The organism is Variovorax sp. GW821-FHT09B05, assembly GCF_059418265.1.
In genome coordinates this window covers 49,014-65,172 of the sequence record NZ_JBWKPN010000006.1, presented here as the reverse complement: position 1 = coordinate 65,172, position 16,159 = coordinate 49,014, and the positions used below count along the sequence as shown (strand labels likewise).

General features: G+C 69.4%; 16 protein-coding genes. 12 read left to right on the top strand and 4 right to left on the bottom strand.

Annotated features, from left to right (window positions below):
* Positions 1–37: 37 nt before the first annotated feature.
* Positions 38–1,078: a hypothetical protein gene (locus tag AC07RM_RS17055; RefSeq protein WP_495335284.1), complete on the top strand. Its 1,041-nt coding sequence runs from the start codon at positions 38–40 to the stop codon at positions 1,076–1,078.
* A 60-nt stretch (positions 1,079–1,138) separates the two neighbouring features.
* Here the strand turns inward: AC07RM_RS17055 and AC07RM_RS17050 are convergent, their stop codons facing one another.
* Complete coding sequence (locus AC07RM_RS17050) at positions 1,139–2,218, bottom strand: TRAP transporter substrate-binding protein (protein ID WP_208508799.1); 1,080 nt, start codon at positions 2,216–2,218, stop codon at positions 1,139–1,141.
* A gap of 270 nt (positions 2,219–2,488) precedes the next feature.
* Here AC07RM_RS17050 and AC07RM_RS17045 point away from each other — a divergent pair, with 270 nt between their 5' ends.
* The 5 genes from AC07RM_RS17045 to AC07RM_RS17025 all read left to right on the top strand — a co-directional run bounded on the left by AC07RM_RS17045 (position 2,489) and on the right by AC07RM_RS17025 (position 7,064).
* Positions 2,489–3,643, top strand: coding sequence for an ABC transporter substrate-binding protein (locus tag AC07RM_RS17045; protein WP_203205021.1), 1,155 nt, complete (start codon positions 2,489–2,491; stop codon positions 3,641–3,643).
* A 148-nt stretch (positions 3,644–3,791) separates the two neighbouring features.
* Positions 3,792–4,673 carry a branched-chain amino acid ABC transporter permease gene (locus AC07RM_RS17040; protein ID WP_208508800.1) on the top strand — a complete coding sequence of 294 codons (882 nt, stop codon included), beginning with the start codon at positions 3,792–3,794 and terminating at the stop codon, positions 4,671–4,673.
* 2 nt (positions 4,674–4,675) lie between these two features.
* On the top strand, positions 4,676–5,539 hold the full coding sequence (locus AC07RM_RS17035) for a branched-chain amino acid ABC transporter permease (protein WP_398501285.1): 864 nt from the start codon (positions 4,676–4,678) through the stop codon (positions 5,537–5,539).
* Positions 5,536–6,336: an ABC transporter ATP-binding protein gene (locus AC07RM_RS17030; protein WP_398501284.1), complete on the top strand. Its 801-nt coding sequence runs from the start codon at positions 5,536–5,538 to the stop codon at positions 6,334–6,336. The genes AC07RM_RS17035 and AC07RM_RS17030 overlap by 4 nt, the downstream gene beginning before the upstream one ends.
* A complete protein-coding gene (locus AC07RM_RS17025; protein WP_495335283.1) occupies positions 6,333–7,064 on the top strand; it encodes an ABC transporter ATP-binding protein in 732 nt (243 codons plus the stop codon). The genes AC07RM_RS17030 and AC07RM_RS17025 overlap by 4 nt, the downstream gene beginning before the upstream one ends.
* A gap of 1 nt (position 7,065) precedes the next feature.
* Here AC07RM_RS17025 and dxs read toward each other — a convergent pair whose 3' ends face one another.
* The 3 genes from dxs to xseB are packed head-to-tail and all read right to left on the bottom strand — an operon-like array spanning position 7,066 to position 10,131.
* Entirely contained in the window at positions 7,066–8,925 is a 1,860-nt protein-coding gene (dxs, locus tag AC07RM_RS17020; protein WP_495335282.1) for a 1-deoxy-D-xylulose-5-phosphate synthase, read from the bottom strand.
* 22 nt (positions 8,926–8,947) lie between these two features.
* A complete protein-coding gene (locus AC07RM_RS17015; protein ID WP_495335281.1) occupies positions 8,948–9,868 on the bottom strand; it encodes a polyprenyl synthetase family protein in 921 nt (306 codons plus the stop codon).
* Positions 9,865–10,131, bottom strand: coding sequence for an exodeoxyribonuclease VII small subunit (xseB, locus tag AC07RM_RS17010; RefSeq protein WP_495335280.1), 267 nt, complete (start codon positions 10,129–10,131; stop codon positions 9,865–9,867). Before xseB ends, AC07RM_RS17015 begins: the two co-directional genes overlap by 4 nt.
* Positions 10,132–10,411: 280 nt before the next feature.
* On the opposite strand from xseB, the gene AC07RM_RS17005 reads away from it, so the two are divergent.
* The 6 genes from AC07RM_RS17005 (at position 10,412) to AC07RM_RS16980 (ending at position 16,159) form a co-directional block, all read left to right on the top strand.
* On the top strand, positions 10,412–11,542 hold the full coding sequence (locus AC07RM_RS17005; protein WP_057589543.1) for an aromatic ring-hydroxylating oxygenase subunit alpha: 1,131 nt from the start codon (positions 10,412–10,414) through the stop codon (positions 11,540–11,542).
* 108 nt (positions 11,543–11,650) lie between these two features.
* Entirely contained in the window at positions 11,651–12,574 is a 924-nt protein-coding gene (locus AC07RM_RS17000; RefSeq protein WP_495335279.1) for a DMT family transporter, read from the top strand.
* Between the two features lie 70 nt (positions 12,575–12,644).
* Positions 12,645–13,556: a sulfurtransferase gene (locus AC07RM_RS16995; protein WP_495335278.1), complete on the top strand. Its 912-nt coding sequence runs from the start codon at positions 12,645–12,647 to the stop codon at positions 13,554–13,556.
* Positions 13,553–14,149: a DUF2796 domain-containing protein gene (locus AC07RM_RS16990; RefSeq protein WP_093349121.1), complete on the top strand. Its 597-nt coding sequence runs from the start codon at positions 13,553–13,555 to the stop codon at positions 14,147–14,149. The genes AC07RM_RS16995 and AC07RM_RS16990 overlap by 4 nt, the downstream gene beginning before the upstream one ends.
* A gap of 4 nt (positions 14,150–14,153) precedes the next feature.
* On the top strand, positions 14,154–14,900 hold the full coding sequence (locus AC07RM_RS16985; protein WP_431512055.1) for an ABC transporter ATP-binding protein: 747 nt from the start codon (positions 14,154–14,156) through the stop codon (positions 14,898–14,900).
* Positions 14,897–16,159: an ABC transporter permease gene (locus tag AC07RM_RS16980; protein WP_495335277.1), complete on the top strand. Its 1,263-nt coding sequence runs from the start codon at positions 14,897–14,899 to the stop codon at positions 16,157–16,159. Before AC07RM_RS16985 ends, AC07RM_RS16980 begins: the two co-directional genes overlap by 4 nt.

Sequence of the window (16,159 nt, the reverse complement as noted above, 5' to 3'; positions counted from 1 at the left end):
TCAGCCTCGCGGCACCCGATGCGGCGAAGATAGCCGCATGCATCCCAGATCCCTTCTCCCGTCGAACGGTGTGCGTGCCCTGGCCGCGGCCCTGTGCCTCGCCGCATTCGCGGCCAACGCCGCGGCGGCCGACTGCACGGCATCGGCCGCGCCCGACTGCTACCGCGCCTTCGAGCCCCCGCAAGCGGGCGGCACCTTGCACTACTACGCCTCGCTCGCCCCCGGCGCGGGCCCCACGCAGGCGCTCATCGCCATGCACGGCCATCCGCGCGATGCCGGCAAGACCTTCGACGCGGCCCTGCGCACCGTGCGCCAGGCCGGCGCGCTCGAGCGCACGCTGGTGGTCGCGCCGCTGTTCCAGGTCGCGGCCGACAAGGCCGGCAAGTGCAACAGCGCGGGCGTGCCGGCGGCGCAGGACGGCGACCTGCTGTGGACCTGCGCCTCCTGGCTCGAAGGCGGCCGCGCGGAGAACGGCAGCGGCCTGTCCTCGTTCGCGGCCATGGACGCGCTCGTGGCCGAGCTGCATCGGCAGTGGCCCGGCCTGCGCACGGTCACCCTCGCGGGCTTCTCGGCCGGCGCGCAGATGGTGCAGCACTACATCGGCTTCGCGGCCGATCCGCCCGCGGCCTCGCTCGCGCTGCGCTACGTGGTGGCCGACCCCGGCACCTGGCTCTACTTCGACGCGTACCGCCCGTTTCCTCCGGGTGACGCCGCCGCCTGCCCCGCGCTGAACCGCTGGAAGTACGGCACCGAGGGCCTGCCCGCGCACCTGGGCCGCGATGCCGCGCAGGCCCGCGCGCGCTATGCGGCCGCCGACATCCACTACCTGCAAGGCGAGCTCGACACCGGCGAGGGCAAGGGCACGGCCTACCGGGTGCTCGACAAGTCCTGCGCGGCCACCGCGCAAGGCCCCTACCGGCTGCAGCGCGGCCTGTCCTACGCGCAGTACGACCGCACGCTGCTCGCGCCGGCCAAGCGCCGCGAGGTCACGGTGGTGCCGGGCTGCGCGCACGACGTGGCCTGCGTGTTCCCGTCCGAGGCCGCGCGCGCCGCGCTGCTCGGCACGCCCTCCAAATGAAAAAAGCCCCGCCATTGCGGGCGGGGCTTTCGATACGGAGCGAAGTCTTCGTCGCCGCGCTTACAGCTTCTGCTGCTGCATGAAGCGGTCGAAGGTGCCTTCGGTGTAGCGGAACCAGGCGTTCTGGTCGGCCAGGAATTTGGACCAGTCGCCGTAGATCTTCTTCCACTCGGGGTTGGAGTTGTTGAGGTCCGAGTAGACCTGCTGGGCCGACTTGAAGGCCGCGTTCATCACGTCCTGCGAGAACGGGCGCAGCTTGGTGCCCGAGCCCACGAGCTGCTTGAGCGCGATCGGGTTCTTGGCGTCGTACTTGGCCGTCATCGTGATGTTGGCGTGCGCGGCGGCCGCCTCGACGATCGCCTTGTAGTCGGCCGACAGGCCTTCCCAGGCCTTGGTGTTGATGTAGAAGTCGAGCTCGGGGCCGCCTTCCCACCAGCCGGGGTAGTAGTAGAACGGGGCGATCTTGTTGAAGCCCAGCTTCTGGTCGTCGTACGGGCCGACCCACTCCAGGCCGTCCAGCGTGCCCTTTTCGAGCGCGGGGTACAGGTCGGCGCCGGGGATCGATTGCGGGATCACGCCGAAGGGCTCGAGCACCTTGCCCGCGAACGGGTTGGTGCGGAACTTCAGGCCCTTGAGGTCGGCGACCGACTTGATTTCCTTGCGGAACCAGCCGCCCATCTGCGCGCCGGTGTTGCCGCCGGGCAGGTTGATGATGTTGTACTTGGCGTAGAAGGCGCGCATCAGCTTCAGGCCGTTGCCTTCGTACATCCAGGCGTTCTGCTGGCGGGTGTTCATGCCGAAGGGCACCGAGCAGCCGAGGCAGAAGGTCGGGTCCTTGCCGTAGAAGTAGTACGGCGCCGTGTGCGCCATTTCGACCGAGGCGTTCTGCACGCCGTCGACCACGCCGAACGCGGGCATCAGCTCGCCGCCGGCATGCACCGAGATCTGGAACTTGCCGCCCGTCATGTCGCTGACGCTCTTCGCGAACACCTCGGCGGTGCCGAAGATGGTGTCCAGCGACTTGGGAAAGCTCGACGCCAGGCGCCAGCGGACGGTGGCCTGCGCATGAACGGCAGGCGCGATGCCGGCAGCCAGGACGCCAGCGATGCCGGCGTTTTTGATGAGGGAACGACGATCCATGGATAGCTCTCCGAATACTTGGAAAAAACGACGCACGGCTTGTGACCGCTGGGGACTCTTGTAGAAGCCCGGGCGATTGTAAAAACGCGCTTACAGCGACCGGCGGGGGTTTACCCTGCGCTGCAGCAATACGGCGGATGCGCGCCACGCCATCGCCACGGCCCGCGAGCAGCCCCGCGACGAGCCCGGCAAGGCCCCCGGGAAGCCTGAATTCGGACGAGGCATAAAATGTTAATCCGCCTTACACACACCTCCGATACGGCATCCGACATGAGACTCTCCCATTCCTTCAAGCCCGCGCTGCTCGCCTTCGCCGCAGCCACCGCCTTCGGCGCCCAAGCCGCCGACATCAAGATCGGCGTCGCCGCCGCGCTGTCCGGCGGTGCCGCCCAGTACGGCGCCGCGATCCGCAACGGCTTCCAGCTCGCGGCCGACGAAATCAATGCCGCCGGCGGCATCAACGGCGACAAGATCGTCCTCGCCATCGAGGACGAGCAGGGCAAGAAGGAAGACGCCATCAACGTCTTCAAGAAGCTGATCTTCCAGGACAAGGTCCTGATGACCTTCGGCCCCACGCTGTCGAACTCGGCCCAGGCCGCCGACCCGATCGCCCAGGCCGCCAAGACCGTGGCCTTCGGCACCTCGAACACCGCCGACGGCATCACCTCGATCGGCGACTACGTGTTCCGCAACTCGGTGACCGAGGCCGACGTGCTGCCCGAGACCCTGCGCGTGGCGATCAAGCACGCCAACGTCAAGAAGGTCGCCGTGCTCTACGGCAACGACGACGTGTTCACCAAGAGCGGCTACGACAACTTCAAGAAGGCCCTCGAGGACCTGAAGCTGCCCGTGACCACCACCGAGACTTTCGCCAAGGGCGACGTGGACTTCAAGGCCCAGCTGACCAAGATCAAGGCCTCCAACCCCGACGCCATCGTGTTGTCGGCCCTGCTGGCCGAGGGCGCGCCGATCATGGTGCAGGCCCGCCAGCTCGGCCTGAACGTGCCGGTCATCGGCGGCAACGGCATGAACTCGACCAAGATCTTCGACCTGGCCAAGGGCAGCTCGGACAACCTCTACGTCGGCAGCCCCTGGTCGGCCAGCAACGCCACGCCCGAGAACACCAAGTTCCAGAAGGCCTACAACGACAAGTTCAAGGTCGCACCCGACCAGTTCGCCGCCCAGGCCTACGACGGCCTGTACGTGGTGGCGCAGGCGCTCAAGGGCGTGAAGCTGTCGGGCAACCTGCCGGCCGACCGCACCGCCCTGCGCGACGCACTGCCCAACGTGAAGTGGACCGGCGCCACCGGCGCCTTCACCTTCGCGCGCGCCAAGGACAAGGCCGGCAAGCCCGCCGGCTACGACGCGCAACAGACGGCCATCGTGAGCGTGACGCGCGGCACGCAGTTCGTGATCGAGAAGTAAGCAAGGGGCGGCACCTTCGCCGCTCGAGGCGGGCCGCGCGGCCCGCCCTGCCTTTTGCATCCGGCGCAGGACGACCCACTGCGCCATTCGTTTTTCCTGTTTTGATTCGCCGCGGCGCCCTTCGGCCGCGGCCCGACGAAAGCCCATCGTGCTCGATCAGCAGCTTGTCAACGCCCTGTCGCTGGGGTGCGTCTACGCACTCTTCGCACTGGGCTTCACACTCATCTTCGGCGTGCTCGGCGTCATCAACCTCTCGCACGGCGCGGTGTTCATGGTCGGAGCCTACGCGGCCGCCGAGTTCATGCGCCTGACCAACCTGCCCCTGTGGGCCGGCCTGCCCTTCGCGTTCGTGCTGTGCGGCGTGCTGGGCCTGCTGATCGACGTGCTGGTGCTCAAGCCGCTGCGCAAGCGCGACGCGCCCCACCTGATCCCGATGATCGCCACCATCGGCGTGGCCATCATCCTGAACAACGGCGTGCAGGGCATCTTCGGCGCGGAGAACCTGCGCTTCCCGTCCGGCACCATCCCCGACGACGCGCTGGTGCTCGCGGGCATCCACGTCACGGCGCTCGAGCTCGGCATCATCATCGCGTCCTTCGCGCTGATGGCGGTGCTGCTGCTGTCGCTGCAACGCACGCAGCTCGGCCGCGCGCTGCGCGCCATCGCCGAGTCGCCCAAGGCCGCCTACCTCGTGGGCGTGAACGTCGAGGGCCTGTTCTACCTGACCTCCTTCGTGGCCGCCGGCCTCGGCGGCGTGGCCGGCGTGCTGATCGGCCTGTACTCGAACGCGCTGTTCCCGCTGATGGGCCAGCCGATGCTCGAGAAGGGCATCGCCGTGATCATCCTGGGCGGCATGGGAGACATCCGCGGCGCGCTGCTCGGCGGCCTGTTCCTCGGCTTCGCCGAGGTGCTGTCGGTGGCCTACGTGGGCTCCACCATGCGCGACGCGGTGGCCTTCGGCCTGCTGTTCCTCGTGCTGCTGGTGCGTCCCAAGGGCCTGTTCGGCTCGCTCAAGGAGCGCAAGGTCTGACCATGGAAGCGCTCGACAACTTCTGGTCGGTCTACAGCAACCTGGTGCTCTCGCTGGGCATCAACGGCCTGCTGGCGCTCTCGATCTGGCTCACCCTGGCCTGCGGCATGCTGGCCCTGGCCAACGCGGCCTTCATGGGCATCGGCGCCTATGCGGCCTCGATCCTCACGCTCAACTACGGCGTGCCGTTCCCGGTCGCCATCGCGGCCGGCATGGCCGCGCCGGCGCTGGTGGCCTTCGCCATCGGCAAGCCCACGCTGCGCCTGTCGGGCGTGTACCTGGCGATGGCCACGCTGGCCTTCGGCGAGGTGGTGCGCATCGCCGTGCTCAACGCCGAGTCGCTCACGGGCGGCGCGCTGGGCCTCAACGGCATTCCGCAGTCGACCGAGTGGTGGCACGTGGCGCTCGCGCTGGTGCTGGTGCTGCTGGTGCTGTGGCGCATCCGCCGCTCGAAGGTGGGCCGTGCCTTCGAGGCCATCAAGGAGGACGAGACTGCCGCCGGCCTGATGGGCATCGACGTGGCGGGCCACAAGATGCTGGCCTTCGTGCTCGGCGGCGCGATCGCCGGCCTGGCCGGCACGCTGAACGCGCACCTGACCTTCTTCATCGGCCCGTCCGAATACGGCTTCAACCGCGCGGTCGACATCCTCACGATGGCGATCCTCGGCGGCATCGGCGGCCTCACGGGCCCGGTGCTCGGCGGCACGATTCTCACGCTGCTGCCCGAGATGCTGCGCGGCCTGGGCGCCTTCCGCCTCGTGGTCAACGGCTTCATCCTGGTGCTGATCGTGCTGTTCCTGCCCAAGGGCATCTGGGACCCGGCGCGCATCCGCCAGTGGTTCGGCCGCAAGGGGAGCGCCGCATGAGCCAGACCCTGCTGACATTGAAGAACGTGTCGCGCCATTTCGGCGGACTCAAGGTGCTGCAGGACGTGAACCTCGAGATCCCGCAGGGCGGCATCTTCGGGCTCATCGGGCCGAACGGCGCCGGCAAGACCACGGTGTTCAACCTGATCACCGGCCTGCTGCCGACCACCAGCGGCAGCATCCATTTCGAGGGCCGCGACCTGGCGGGCCGCAAGCCCTTCCAGATCACGCGCGGCGGCATCGCGCGCACCTTCCAGAACATCCGCGTCTTCAAGGAGATGTCGCTGCTGGAGAACGTGATCGTGGGCATGGATTCCAAGCTGCGCTACGGCCCGCTGGGCCTGCTCGCGGGCTCGGGCCTGTTCCGCGGCGAGGAGAAGCGCGCCCGCGAGCGCGCGCACGAGCTGCTGGGCTGGGTGCGCCTGGACCACAAGGCGCACGACATCGCCGACAACCTCTCGTACGGCGAGCAGCGCAAGCTGGAGCTGGCGCGCGCGCTGGCCACCGAGCCCAAGCTGCTGCTGCTCGACGAGCCGGTCGCCGGCATGAACAGCACCGAGAAGAGCGAGCTGATGGTCGAGATCGAGAACATCGCGGCGCGCGGCTTCACGGTCTTCATGATCGAGCACGACATGCGCTTCGTGATGGGCTTGTGCCAGCAGATCGCGGTGCTGAACTTCGGGCGCATCATCGCGCGCGGCGGCCCCGAGCAGATCCGCAACGACCCGCAGGTGATCGAGGCCTACCTCGGCCGCGAGGACGACGAAGCCACCAACGAACCGGAGGCCGCGGCATGAGCGCAGGCAGCAAACAACCCCTGCTGCAGGTGCAGGGCCTGAAGGTTTCCTTCGGCCATGTGCAGGCCGTCAAGGGCATCGACTTCGAACTGCACGAAGGACAGATCACCACGCTGGTCGGCGCCAACGGCGCCGGCAAGTCGACCACGCTGCTGGCGTTGTCGGGCCTGGTGAAGAAGACCGCCGGGCGCGTCGTGTTCGCGGGCCAGGACATCTCCGCCCTCGCGCCGCACAGGATCGTGGCCGGCGGCGTGGTGCAGGTGGCCGAGGGCCGCGCCACGCTGACCACGCTGACGGTGCGCGAGAACCTCGAGCTCGGCGCCTACACGCGGCGCGACGGCGCGGCCGCGCGCACGGCCGACCTGGAGCGCATCTACGCCCTGTTCCCGGTGCTCAAGGACCGCGCCGACGGCCTGGCCGGCAACCTCTCGGGCGGCGAGCAGCAGATGCTGGCGATCGGCCGCGCCCTGATGGCGAAGCCGCGCGTGCTGCTGCTGGACGAGCCCTCGATGGGCCTGGCGCCGATCATCGTGCAGGACATCTTCCGCACGCTGCGCGAGATCAACCGCCAGGGCCTGACGATCTTCCTGGTGGAGCAGAACGTGCGCCAGGCACTGAAGATCGCGGACCGGGCCTATGTGATCGAGACCGGCAGCATCGTGCTGTCGGGCAGCGGTCGCGACCTGCTCGGCGATCCGAAGGTGCAGGAAGCCTACCTGGGCAGCTGATTCAGCCGGCGGCGCGGCCGAAGCGCTGCGCGATCGACTGCTCGATGCCCGCCGCATCGAGCCCGATCGAGGCCAGCAGCTTGGCCGGGTCGCCGTGCTCGATGAAGCGGTCGGGCAGGCCCAGTTGCAGCACCGGCACCTGCACGCCCGCGGCCTGCAGCGCCTCGAGCACCGCGCTGCCCGCGCCGCCCATCAATGCGCCTTCCTCGAGCGTGACCAGCGCCTCGTGCGAGCGCGCCACCTCGAGCAGCAGTTCCACGTCGAGCGGCTTGGCCCAGCGCATGTTGGCCACCGTGGCGTCGAGCGCCTCGGCCGCCGTGAGGGCCGGATACAGCAGCGTGCCGAAGGCCAGGATGGCGATGCGTTGGCCCTGGCGGCGCAGCTCGCCCTTGCCGAAGGGCAGGCCGTCGAGCGCGAGGTGCGGCTCGACGCCGGCACCCGCGCCGCGCGGATAGCGCACCGCCACCGGGTGGTCCTGCTCGTAGGCGGTGGTCAGCAGTTGCCGCGTCTCGCGCTCGTCGGCGGGACAGGCGATGCTCATGTTCGGGATGCAGCGCAGGAACGGGATGTCGTAGGCACCCGCGTGCGTGGCGCCGTCGGCGCCCACCAGGCCCGCGCGGTCGAGCGCGAACACCACCGGCAGGTTCTGGATCGCGACGTCGTGCACCAGCTGGTCGTAGCCGCGCTGCAGGAAGGTCGAGTAGATCGCCACCACCGGCTTCAGGCCCTCGCAGGCCAGGCCCGCGGCGAAGGTCACGGCATGCTGCTCGGCGATGCCGACGTCGTAGTAGCGATCGGGAAAACGCTGCTCGAACTCCACCAGCCCCGAGCCCTCGCGCATCGCGGGCGTGATGCCGACCAGCCGGCCGTCCTTGGCCGCGGTGTCGCACAGCCACTGGCCGAAGATCTGCGTGAAGGTCTTCTTGGGCGCCGACGCGGGCTTGACCAGCCCGACCTGCGGATCGAACTTGCCGGGGCCGTGGTAGGCCACGGGGTCGGCCTCGGCCAGCTTGTAGCCCTGGCCCTTCTTGGTCACCACGTGCAGGAACTGCGGGCCCTCGAGGTGCTTGAGGTTCTCGAGCGTGGGCACCAGCGAGTCGATGTCGTGGCCGTCGATCGGGCCCACGTAGTTGAAGCCGAACTGCTCGAACAGCGTGGCCGGCACCACCATTCCCTTGGCATGCTGCTCGAAGCGCTTGGCCAGCTCGAACAGCGGCGGCGCGGCGCGCAGCACGCTCTTGCCCACGTTCTTGGCGGCGGCGTAGAAGTTGCCGCTCATCAGCTGCGCGAGGTAGCGGTTGAGCGCGCCCACCGGCGGGCTGATCGACATGTCGTTGTCGTTGAGGATCACGATCAGCCGGCAGTCGCACACGCCCGCGTTGTTGAGCGCCTCGAAGGCCATGCCGGCCGTGAGCGCGCCGTCGCCGATGATGGCCACGGTGAAGCGGTCCTCGCCCTTCTGCTTGGCGGCCATGGCCATGCCGAGCGCGGCCGAGATGCTGGTCGACGAGTGCGCGGTGCCGAAGGTGTCGTACTCGCTCTCGCTGCGCTGCGGGAAGCCCGAGATGCCGCCGAGCTGGCGCAGGGTGGGCATGCGCTCGCGCCGGCCCGTGAGGATCTTGTGCGGATAGGTCTGGTGGCCCACGTCCCACACCAGCCGGTCGTGCGGCGTGTTGAACACGTGGTGCAGCGCGACCGTGAGCTCCACCGTGCCGAGGTTCGAGCTCAGGTGCCCGCCGGTGCGCGAGACGTTGTCGAGCACGCAGGCGCGCACCTCGTCGGACAGCTGCTTGAGCTGGGCCCGGTCGTACTGGCGGATGGGGGACGGATCGTGGAGCGTGGGGAGCAGCGGAGCGGCCATGGATCGTGGTGTTCGTTCTTGTCTAGCGGTCGCGGTCTACGACCATGTGGGCCAGCGCGCGCAGCGCTGCAGTGTCCTGCAGGCCGCTCGCATCGAGCGCGGCGAGCGCGTCGTCGAGCAGCTGCGAAGCCTGGGCCCGGGCGCCCTCGAGCCCCAGCAGCGACACATAGGTGGGCTTGTCGGCCGCGGCATCCTTGCCGGCGGTCTTGCCCAGGGTCTGCGAATCGGCCGTGACGTCGAGGATGTCGTCGACCACCTGGAAGGCCAGGCCGATCGCCGCGCCGTAGCCGCGCAGCGCGGCCAGCGCCGCCGCCGAAACGCCGGTGCCGCAGGCCGCGCCCATCTCGACGCTGCCCTGCAGCAGCGCGCCGGTCTTCAGCCGGTGCATCTCGCGCAACTGCGCTTCGTTCAAGGCCACGCCCACGCTCGCGAGGTCGATCGCCTGGCCGCCGGCCATGCCCTGGCTGCCGGCGGCGCGCGCCAGCATGCGGCACAGCGTGGCCTGCATCGCGGGCGGCACCTCGTCGCCATCGGGCGTGAGCAGTTCGAAGGCCAGCGCCTGCAGCGCGTCGCCCGCGAGCAGCGCGTCGGCCTCGCCGAACTTCACGTGCACCGTGGGCTTGCCGCGGCGCAGCACGTCGTTGTCCATGCACGGCAGGTCGTCGTGCACCAGCGAATAGGCGTGGATCAGCTCGGTGGCGCAGGCCGCGCGCAGCGCCGCGGCCGCATTGCCGCCGACCGCCTCGCTGGCCGCGAGCACCAGCAGCGGCCGCAGCCGCTTGCCGCCGTCGAGCACCGCATAGCGCATGGCCTCGCCGAGCAGCACCGGCGAATCGACGCCGACCCAGCCCGACAGCGCCTGTTCGACGCGCTCGAGGTGCGGGCGGCTCCAGAGCGCAAGGCGGGCCTGGTCCCAGGCAGGGGACGTGGTGGCCGCGGTCATTCGGCGGCCCAGGGCTTGAGGCTGCCCGCGTCGAGCACCTTGATCTGGTCTTCCACCGCCTGCAGCCGGTCGCGGCAGAAGGCCAGCAGCGCGGCGCCGCGCTGGTAGCTGCCCAGCAGCTGGTCGAGCGGCAGCTGGCCCGATTCGAGTTCCGCGACCAGTTGCTCCAGTTCCTGGAGTCCCGCTTCGTAGCTGACGGGCATCGGGCCCGTGTCGGGCGTGGGCGCCGGACTGGACGCGGGAGAGGAAGGCACGTTGGGCATGCGGGGGCAACGAGGATGAAACCGCGCATTTTAGGTCGCGGCCGATGGCACATCGGCGGCTTGCGCGACACCGTGGCGCGGCGTCGTGCACGGCCGGACAGGGCGCCGGCCCGACCAGGGTGAAAGCCCCAGGGGCCACAAGGAAGGCCCCCCGGGTACAATCCCCCTCCCCCAGCCGGTCACGCCGGCGCAACTCTCGGGCCGACACGCCTCTCCTGTCGTCGGTACCTTCCGTTTCAATTTTGTTTTCCTCCCTGTGGGGAGCTTGGTCAGGTCCTCCATGTCTGATTTAAGTCTTCAACTGCAGCAGGCCACGAGCCAACTTCCGGTTTCCGCGTATTTCGACGAGGCGCTCTTCGCCCGCGAGATGGAAACGCTCTTTGCCCGTGGCCCACGCTATGTCGGCCACCGCCTTGCCGTGCCGGAGGCCGGCAACTTCCACACGCTGCCCCACGAGCACCAGGGCCGCGCGCTGGTCCACACGCCCAAGGGCGTGGAACTGATCTCCAACGTCTGCCGCCACCGCCAGGCCGTGATCCTGCAGGGCCGCGGCGAACTCGACGCGCGCACCGGCGGCAACATCGTCTGCCCGCTGCACCGCTGGACCTATGCCGCGGCCGACGCGCGCACCACCGGCACGCTGATCGGCGCCCCGCATTTCGCGCAGGACCCCTGCCTGAACCTGCACAACTACCCGCTCACCGAATGGAACGGCCTGCTGTTCGAGGCCAACGGTCGCGACATCGCGGCCGACATGGCCGGCCTGGGACCGCGCGCCGACCTCTCGTTCGAGGGCTTCGCGCTCGACCACGTCGAGCTGCACGAGTGCAACTACAACTGGAAGACCTTCATCGAGGTCTACCTCGAGGACTACCACGTCGGCCCGTTCCACCCGGGCCTGGGCAGCTTCGTCACCTGCGACGACCTGCGCTGGGAGTTCAACCGCAACTACTCGGTGCAGACGGTGGGCGTGGCCAACCGCCTGGGCCGCGCGGGCAGCCCGGTCTACCAGAAGTGGCAGGAACAGCTGCTGCAGTACCGCGAGGGCAAGCCGCCCAAGTACGGCGCGATCTGGCTCACCTACTACCCGCACGTGATGATCGAGTGGTATCCGCACGTGCTCACCGTCTCGACGCTGCACCCGGTCAGCCCTACCAAGACGCTCAACATGGTGGAGTTCTTCTACCCCGAGGAAATCGTCGCCTTCGAGCGCGAGTTCGTCGAGGCCCAGCGCGCCGCCTACATGGAGACCTGCGTGGAAGACGACGAGATCGCCGAGCGCATGGACGCCGGCCGCCGCGCGCTGATGCTGCGCGGCGACAACGAGACCGGCCCCTACCAGAGCCCGATGGAAGACGGCATGCAGCAGTTCCACGAGTGGTACCGGCGCGAGCTGCAGGCCGCCGGCTGAGGCGCCGAAGCGGCTGCTTCGGTTCCGTTTCCTGCTATTCTCTTGATAGCTGAATGCGCCCGGTTGGCGGGCGTTTCAGCTATTTTTCTTTTGTAAGAAGTCAAGACGATGCAAGCGCTCTGGATGGTGCTCGGCGCCTTTTTGTTCGCCTCCATGGGCGTGGCCGTGAAGATCGCCTCGGCCTGGTTCACCAGCGGCGAGATGGTGCTCTGGCGCGGCGTCATCGGCATCGTCTTCCTGTGGCTGCTGGCGCGCAGCCGCGGCGTCTCGCTCGCCACCCGGTACCCGGGCATGCATGCCTGGCGCAGCCTGATCGGCGTGGTCTCGCTGGGCGCATGGTTCTATGCCATCGCCCACATGCCGCTGGCCACGGCCGTCACCCTCAACTACATGAGCAGCGTCTGGATCGCCGCCTTCCTGGTCGGCGGCGCGCTGCTGGCCTGGATGCCGGTGCCGGGCCGCGACGGCCGCGTCTCGCGCCCGCCGCTGCAGGCGCCGCTGGTGCTGACCGTGCTCACGGGCTTCGCCGGCGTGGTGCTGATGCTCAAGCCCAGCGTCGATTCGAGCCAGGGCTTCGCCGGCCTGCTGGGCCTGCTGTCGGGCCTGACCGCCGCCTTCGCCTACATGCAGGTGGTGGCGCTCTCGCGCATCGGCGAGCCCGAGATGCGCACGGTGTTCTATTTCGCGCTCGGCTCGGCCGTGGCCGGGGCGCTGGCCACGGCCTTCACCGGCTTCTCGGAATGGAACTGGCGCCACGGCCTGTGGCTGCTGCCGATCGGCCTGCTGGCGGCCCTCGGACAGCTTTGCATGACCCGCGCCTACGCCACCGCCAAGACCGAGAGCGGCACCCTGGTGGTGGCCAACCTGCAGTACTCGGGCATCATCTTCGCGGCCTTCTACAGCGTGGTGCTGTTCGACGACCGCATCGACGCCGCCGGCTGGACCGGCATGGCGCTCATCATCGCGAGCGGCGTTGCCGCAACCGTGTTGCGTCAGCGTACAGTGCCACAGGCGCCGGCCGAGGAACATTGAGGCCGGTTCGCAGTCCCCTTCACATCCGCCGCCGATATGGTGCGGCCCATGCGTCCAGGAGTTCTTCGCCATGACCTTCACCACCCTCGTTTCCGCCGATGCGCTGCGCGCCCTGCAGGCCGCCGGCACGCCGCTCATGGTGTTCGACTGCAGCTTCGACCTCATGAAGCCCGAGTCGGGCGCCCAGCAGTACGCGGCCTCGCACATCCCGGGCGCGCTGCATGCCGACCTCGACACCGACCTCAGCGCCAAGCACGGAGTGCCGGGCGCGCACGGCGAGGTGGTGGTGGCGCAGGAAGACGGCGTGCCGGCCTCGGGCGGGCGCCATCCGCTGCCCAGCCGCGAGCGCTTCGCGGCCTGGCTCAGCGGCATCGGCTTCTCGAACGACATGCAGGCCGTGGTCTACGACCGCAACGGCGCCAACTACTGCGGTCGCCTGTGGTGGATGCTCAAGTGGATGGGCCACGACGCCGTGGCCGTGCTCGACGGCGGCCTGCAGGGCTGGCAGGCCGAGGGCGGCGAGGTCACCGACCGCGAGGAGCCCGCGCGCTTCCAGTCGAACTTCGTCATGGGCGAGCCGCTGGTGCGGCTCGTGACCACCGACACCGTGGTGCGTCGGTTGGGCCAGCCTGACCAGAACCTGATCGACGCGCGGGCCGGTGCACGCTATCGCGGCGAGGTGGAACCTCTGGACCCGATCGCCGGTCACATCCCCGGGGCACTCAACCGCCCCTTCGCCGAGAACCTCGGTCCCGACGGCAAGTTCAAGCCCGCCGCGCAACTGCGCGCCGAGTTCGAAACGCTGCTCGAAGGCCGCGATCCGGCGACGGTCGTCCACCAGTGCGGCAGCGGCGTGAGCGCCGTTCCCAACCTGCTCGCGATGCGCATCGCGGGGCTCGGAACGGCCGCGCTCTATGCCGGCAGCTGGAGCGAATGGAGCAACACCCCGGGGCTGCCGACCCGGCAAGGCGCCCAACCATGACCCTGACCCGATCCAGCACCGACCGACGCGCTCTCCGACGCATCCTCGCTTCCGCCGCCCTCGCGCTGGTGGCCTCGGCCCCGTTCGCGGCCGCGCAGGCCCAGCAGCAGCACGCCCACGTGCACGGCCAGATCAAGCTCGACGTCGCCATCGACGGCCCCACGGTCGTGATCGACATGGAGTCGCCGCTCGACAACATCGTCGGCTTCGAGCGCGCGCCCAAGACCGATGCCGAGAAGAAGACCGTCGAGGACGCCGTGGCCCAACTGCGCGCGGCCGACAAGCTGTTCGCCATCGACCCCGCCGCGAGCTGCAAGCTCGGCCCGGTCGACCTGCGCTCCAGCGCGCTCGGCCTCGGCAAGCCCGATGCCAGCGAGCCCGAGGGCCATGCCGACCTCGACGCCACCTTCTCGTTCAACTGCGCCAACGCGGCCGCCGCCAAGTACATCGACATCGGCCTGTTCGCCGCCTTCAAGGGCACGCGCCAGATCGATGCGCAGATCGCTTCCGCGCAAGGCCAGTTCAAGCGCCAGCTCAAGCGCCCCGCGGGTGCGCAAGCCGCGCAGCCGGCCCGCCTGACCTGGGGCAAGTGAGGTCGTGAGCCTTCCTTCGCAGGCCGAATCCACGCCGCTGCGCGTGGTGCTCTCGGCCGAATCGCTGCGCTTCTCCTGGCCTGGCAGCGCCACGCCCTGCATCGACATCGAGGCCTTCCGCATCACGGCCGGCGAATCGGTGTTCCTGCATGGCCCCAGCGGCTGCGGCAAGAGCACCCTGCTGTCGCTGCTGGCCGGCGTGCTGGTGGCCGACGAGGGCCGCGTGTGCCTGCTGGGCCACGACTGGTCCAAGCTCTCGGGCGCCGCGCGCGACCGCTGCCGCGTGGCGCACGTGGGCTACATCTTCCAGCAGTTCAACCTGCTGCCCTATCTGAGCGTGGTCGACAACGTGCTGCTGCCCTGCCGCTTTTCGGCACGGCGCCGCGAGCAGGCCTCGCGCCAGCGCGGCGCGCGCGAGGAAGCCGAGCACCTGCTCGACCAGATGGGCCTGGACCGCAAGCTCTGGCAGCGCCAGGCACTGCAGCTCTCGGTGGGCCAGCAGCAGCGCGTGGCCGCGGCGCGCGCGCTCATCGGCCAGCCCGAGGTGGTGATCGCCGACGAGCCCACCTCCGCGCTCGACGAGGACCGGCGCGAAGCCTTCCTCGACGTGCTGCTGACCGCCTGCGCCGAGAACGACAGCGCGCTGGTGTTCGTGAGCCATGACCAGCGCATCGCGCAGCGCTTCGCGCGGCACGTGCTGCTCCCCGAGATCAACCGCGCCTCGAGCGCGACGATGGCGACCGACGCATGAAGGCCCTGTTCTCCATCGCCTGGCGCAGCGCCTGGAACCGCCGCTTCACGCTCGCGCTCACCGTGTTCTCGATCGCGCTGTCGACCTTCCTGCTGCTGGGCGTCGAGCGCATCCGCACCGAGCTGCGCGAGAACTTCGCCTCCTCGGTCTCGGGCACCGACCTGATCGTGGGCGCGCGCACCGGCTCCACCCAGCTGCTGCTGTACTCCGTGTTCCGCATCGGCGCGGCCACCAACAACATCGCGTGGAAGAGCGTGCAGGCGCTGCAGGCGCACCCCGGCGTCGACTGGGTGGTGCCGCTGTCGCTCGGCGATTCGCACCGCGGCTTCGCCGTGCTCGCGACCTCGCCCGAGTACTTCACGCGCTTTCGCTACGGCGACCGCCAGTCGCTCGCGCTGCGCGAAGGCAAGCCCTTCAGCGAGCTGTTCGACGCCGTGGTCGGCGCCGAGGTGGCCGACAAGCTCGGCTACCACGTGGGCCAGAAGATCACGCTGGCCCACGGCAGCGGCGAGCTCAACGTGGCCGAGCATGCCGACAAGCCCTTCACCGTGGTGGGCGTGCTCGCGCGCACCGGCACGCCGGTTGACCGCACCGTGCACATCGGCCTCGCGGCCATGGAGGCGATCCACCTCGAATGGGTGGGCGGCGCGCCCATGCCCGGCGTGAAGATCCCGGCCGAGCAGGTGCGCAAGTTCGACCTCACGCCCAAGAACGTGACGGCCGCGCTCGTGGGCCTGAAGAACCGCGCCGCCGTGTTCTCGGTGCAGCGCTGGATCTCCACCTACACCGGCGAGCCGCTGATGGCGATCCTGCCCGGCGTGGCGCTCGACGAGCTCTGGAGCGTGATCGGCGTGGGCGAGAACGCGCTGCTGCTGATGTCGGGCCTGGTCGCGCTCGTGAGCCTCGCGGGCCTGGTGTCGGTGGTGATGGCCGGTCTCAACGAAAGGCGGCGCGAACTCGCCGTGCTGCGCGCCGTGGGCGCGGGCCTGCGCCACGTGCTGGCGCTGCTCGCGCTCGAGGGCGCGCTGGTCACCGTGCTCGGCGTGCTCGTGGGCGTGCTGATGGCGGTGCTGGGCATCGCCGGCCTCGCGCCCTGGCTGCAGTCGCAGTTCGGGCTGACATTGCGGCTTTCCGAACCTACACTGAACGAATGGCTGCTGCTCGCGAGCCTGCTGGCCGCCGGCTGGCTGGCGAGCCTGCTGCCCGGCATTCGCGCCTACCGGCTCTCGCTCGCCGACGGGCTTTCACCGAGGATCTGA

What these genes read in the sequence shown, in the direction of transcription:
- AC07RM_RS17000 (WP_495335279.1), top strand. Translation starts at nt 11,651, where the DNA reads ATGCAAGCGCTCTGGATGGTGCTCGGCGCCTTTTTGTTCGCCTCCATG.
- AC07RM_RS17015 (WP_495335281.1), bottom strand. Translation starts at nt 9,868, where the DNA reads ATGACCGCGGCCACCACGTCCCCTGCCTGGGACCAGGCCCGCCTTGCG.
- AC07RM_RS16980 (WP_495335277.1), top strand. Translation starts at nt 14,897, where the DNA reads ATGAAGGCCCTGTTCTCCATCGCCTGGCGCAGCGCCTGGAACCGCCGC.
- AC07RM_RS17005 (WP_057589543.1), top strand. Translation starts at nt 10,412, where the DNA reads ATGTCTGATTTAAGTCTTCAACTGCAGCAGGCCACGAGCCAACTTCCG.
- AC07RM_RS17035 (WP_398501285.1), top strand. Translation starts at nt 4,676, where the DNA reads ATGGAAGCGCTCGACAACTTCTGGTCGGTCTACAGCAACCTGGTGCTC.
- xseB (WP_495335280.1), bottom strand. Translation starts at nt 10,131, where the DNA reads ATGCCCAACGTGCCTTCCTCTCCCGCGTCCAGTCCGGCGCCCACGCCC.
- AC07RM_RS17030 (WP_398501284.1), top strand. Translation starts at nt 5,536, where the DNA reads ATGAGCCAGACCCTGCTGACATTGAAGAACGTGTCGCGCCATTTCGGC.
- AC07RM_RS17025 (WP_495335283.1), top strand. Translation starts at nt 6,333, where the DNA reads ATGAGCGCAGGCAGCAAACAACCCCTGCTGCAGGTGCAGGGCCTGAAG.
- AC07RM_RS16995 (WP_495335278.1), top strand. Translation starts at nt 12,645, where the DNA reads ATGACCTTCACCACCCTCGTTTCCGCCGATGCGCTGCGCGCCCTGCAG.
- AC07RM_RS17045 (WP_203205021.1), top strand. Translation starts at nt 2,489, where the DNA reads ATGAGACTCTCCCATTCCTTCAAGCCCGCGCTGCTCGCCTTCGCCGCA.
- AC07RM_RS17055 (WP_495335284.1), top strand. Translation starts at nt 38, where the DNA reads ATGCATCCCAGATCCCTTCTCCCGTCGAACGGTGTGCGTGCCCTGGCC.
- AC07RM_RS16990 (WP_093349121.1), top strand. Translation starts at nt 13,553, where the DNA reads ATGACCCTGACCCGATCCAGCACCGACCGACGCGCTCTCCGACGCATC.
- dxs (WP_495335282.1), bottom strand. Translation starts at nt 8,925, where the DNA reads ATGGCCGCTCCGCTGCTCCCCACGCTCCACGATCCGTCCCCCATCCGC.
- AC07RM_RS17050 (WP_208508799.1), bottom strand. Translation starts at nt 2,218, where the DNA reads ATGGATCGTCGTTCCCTCATCAAAAACGCCGGCATCGCTGGCGTCCTG.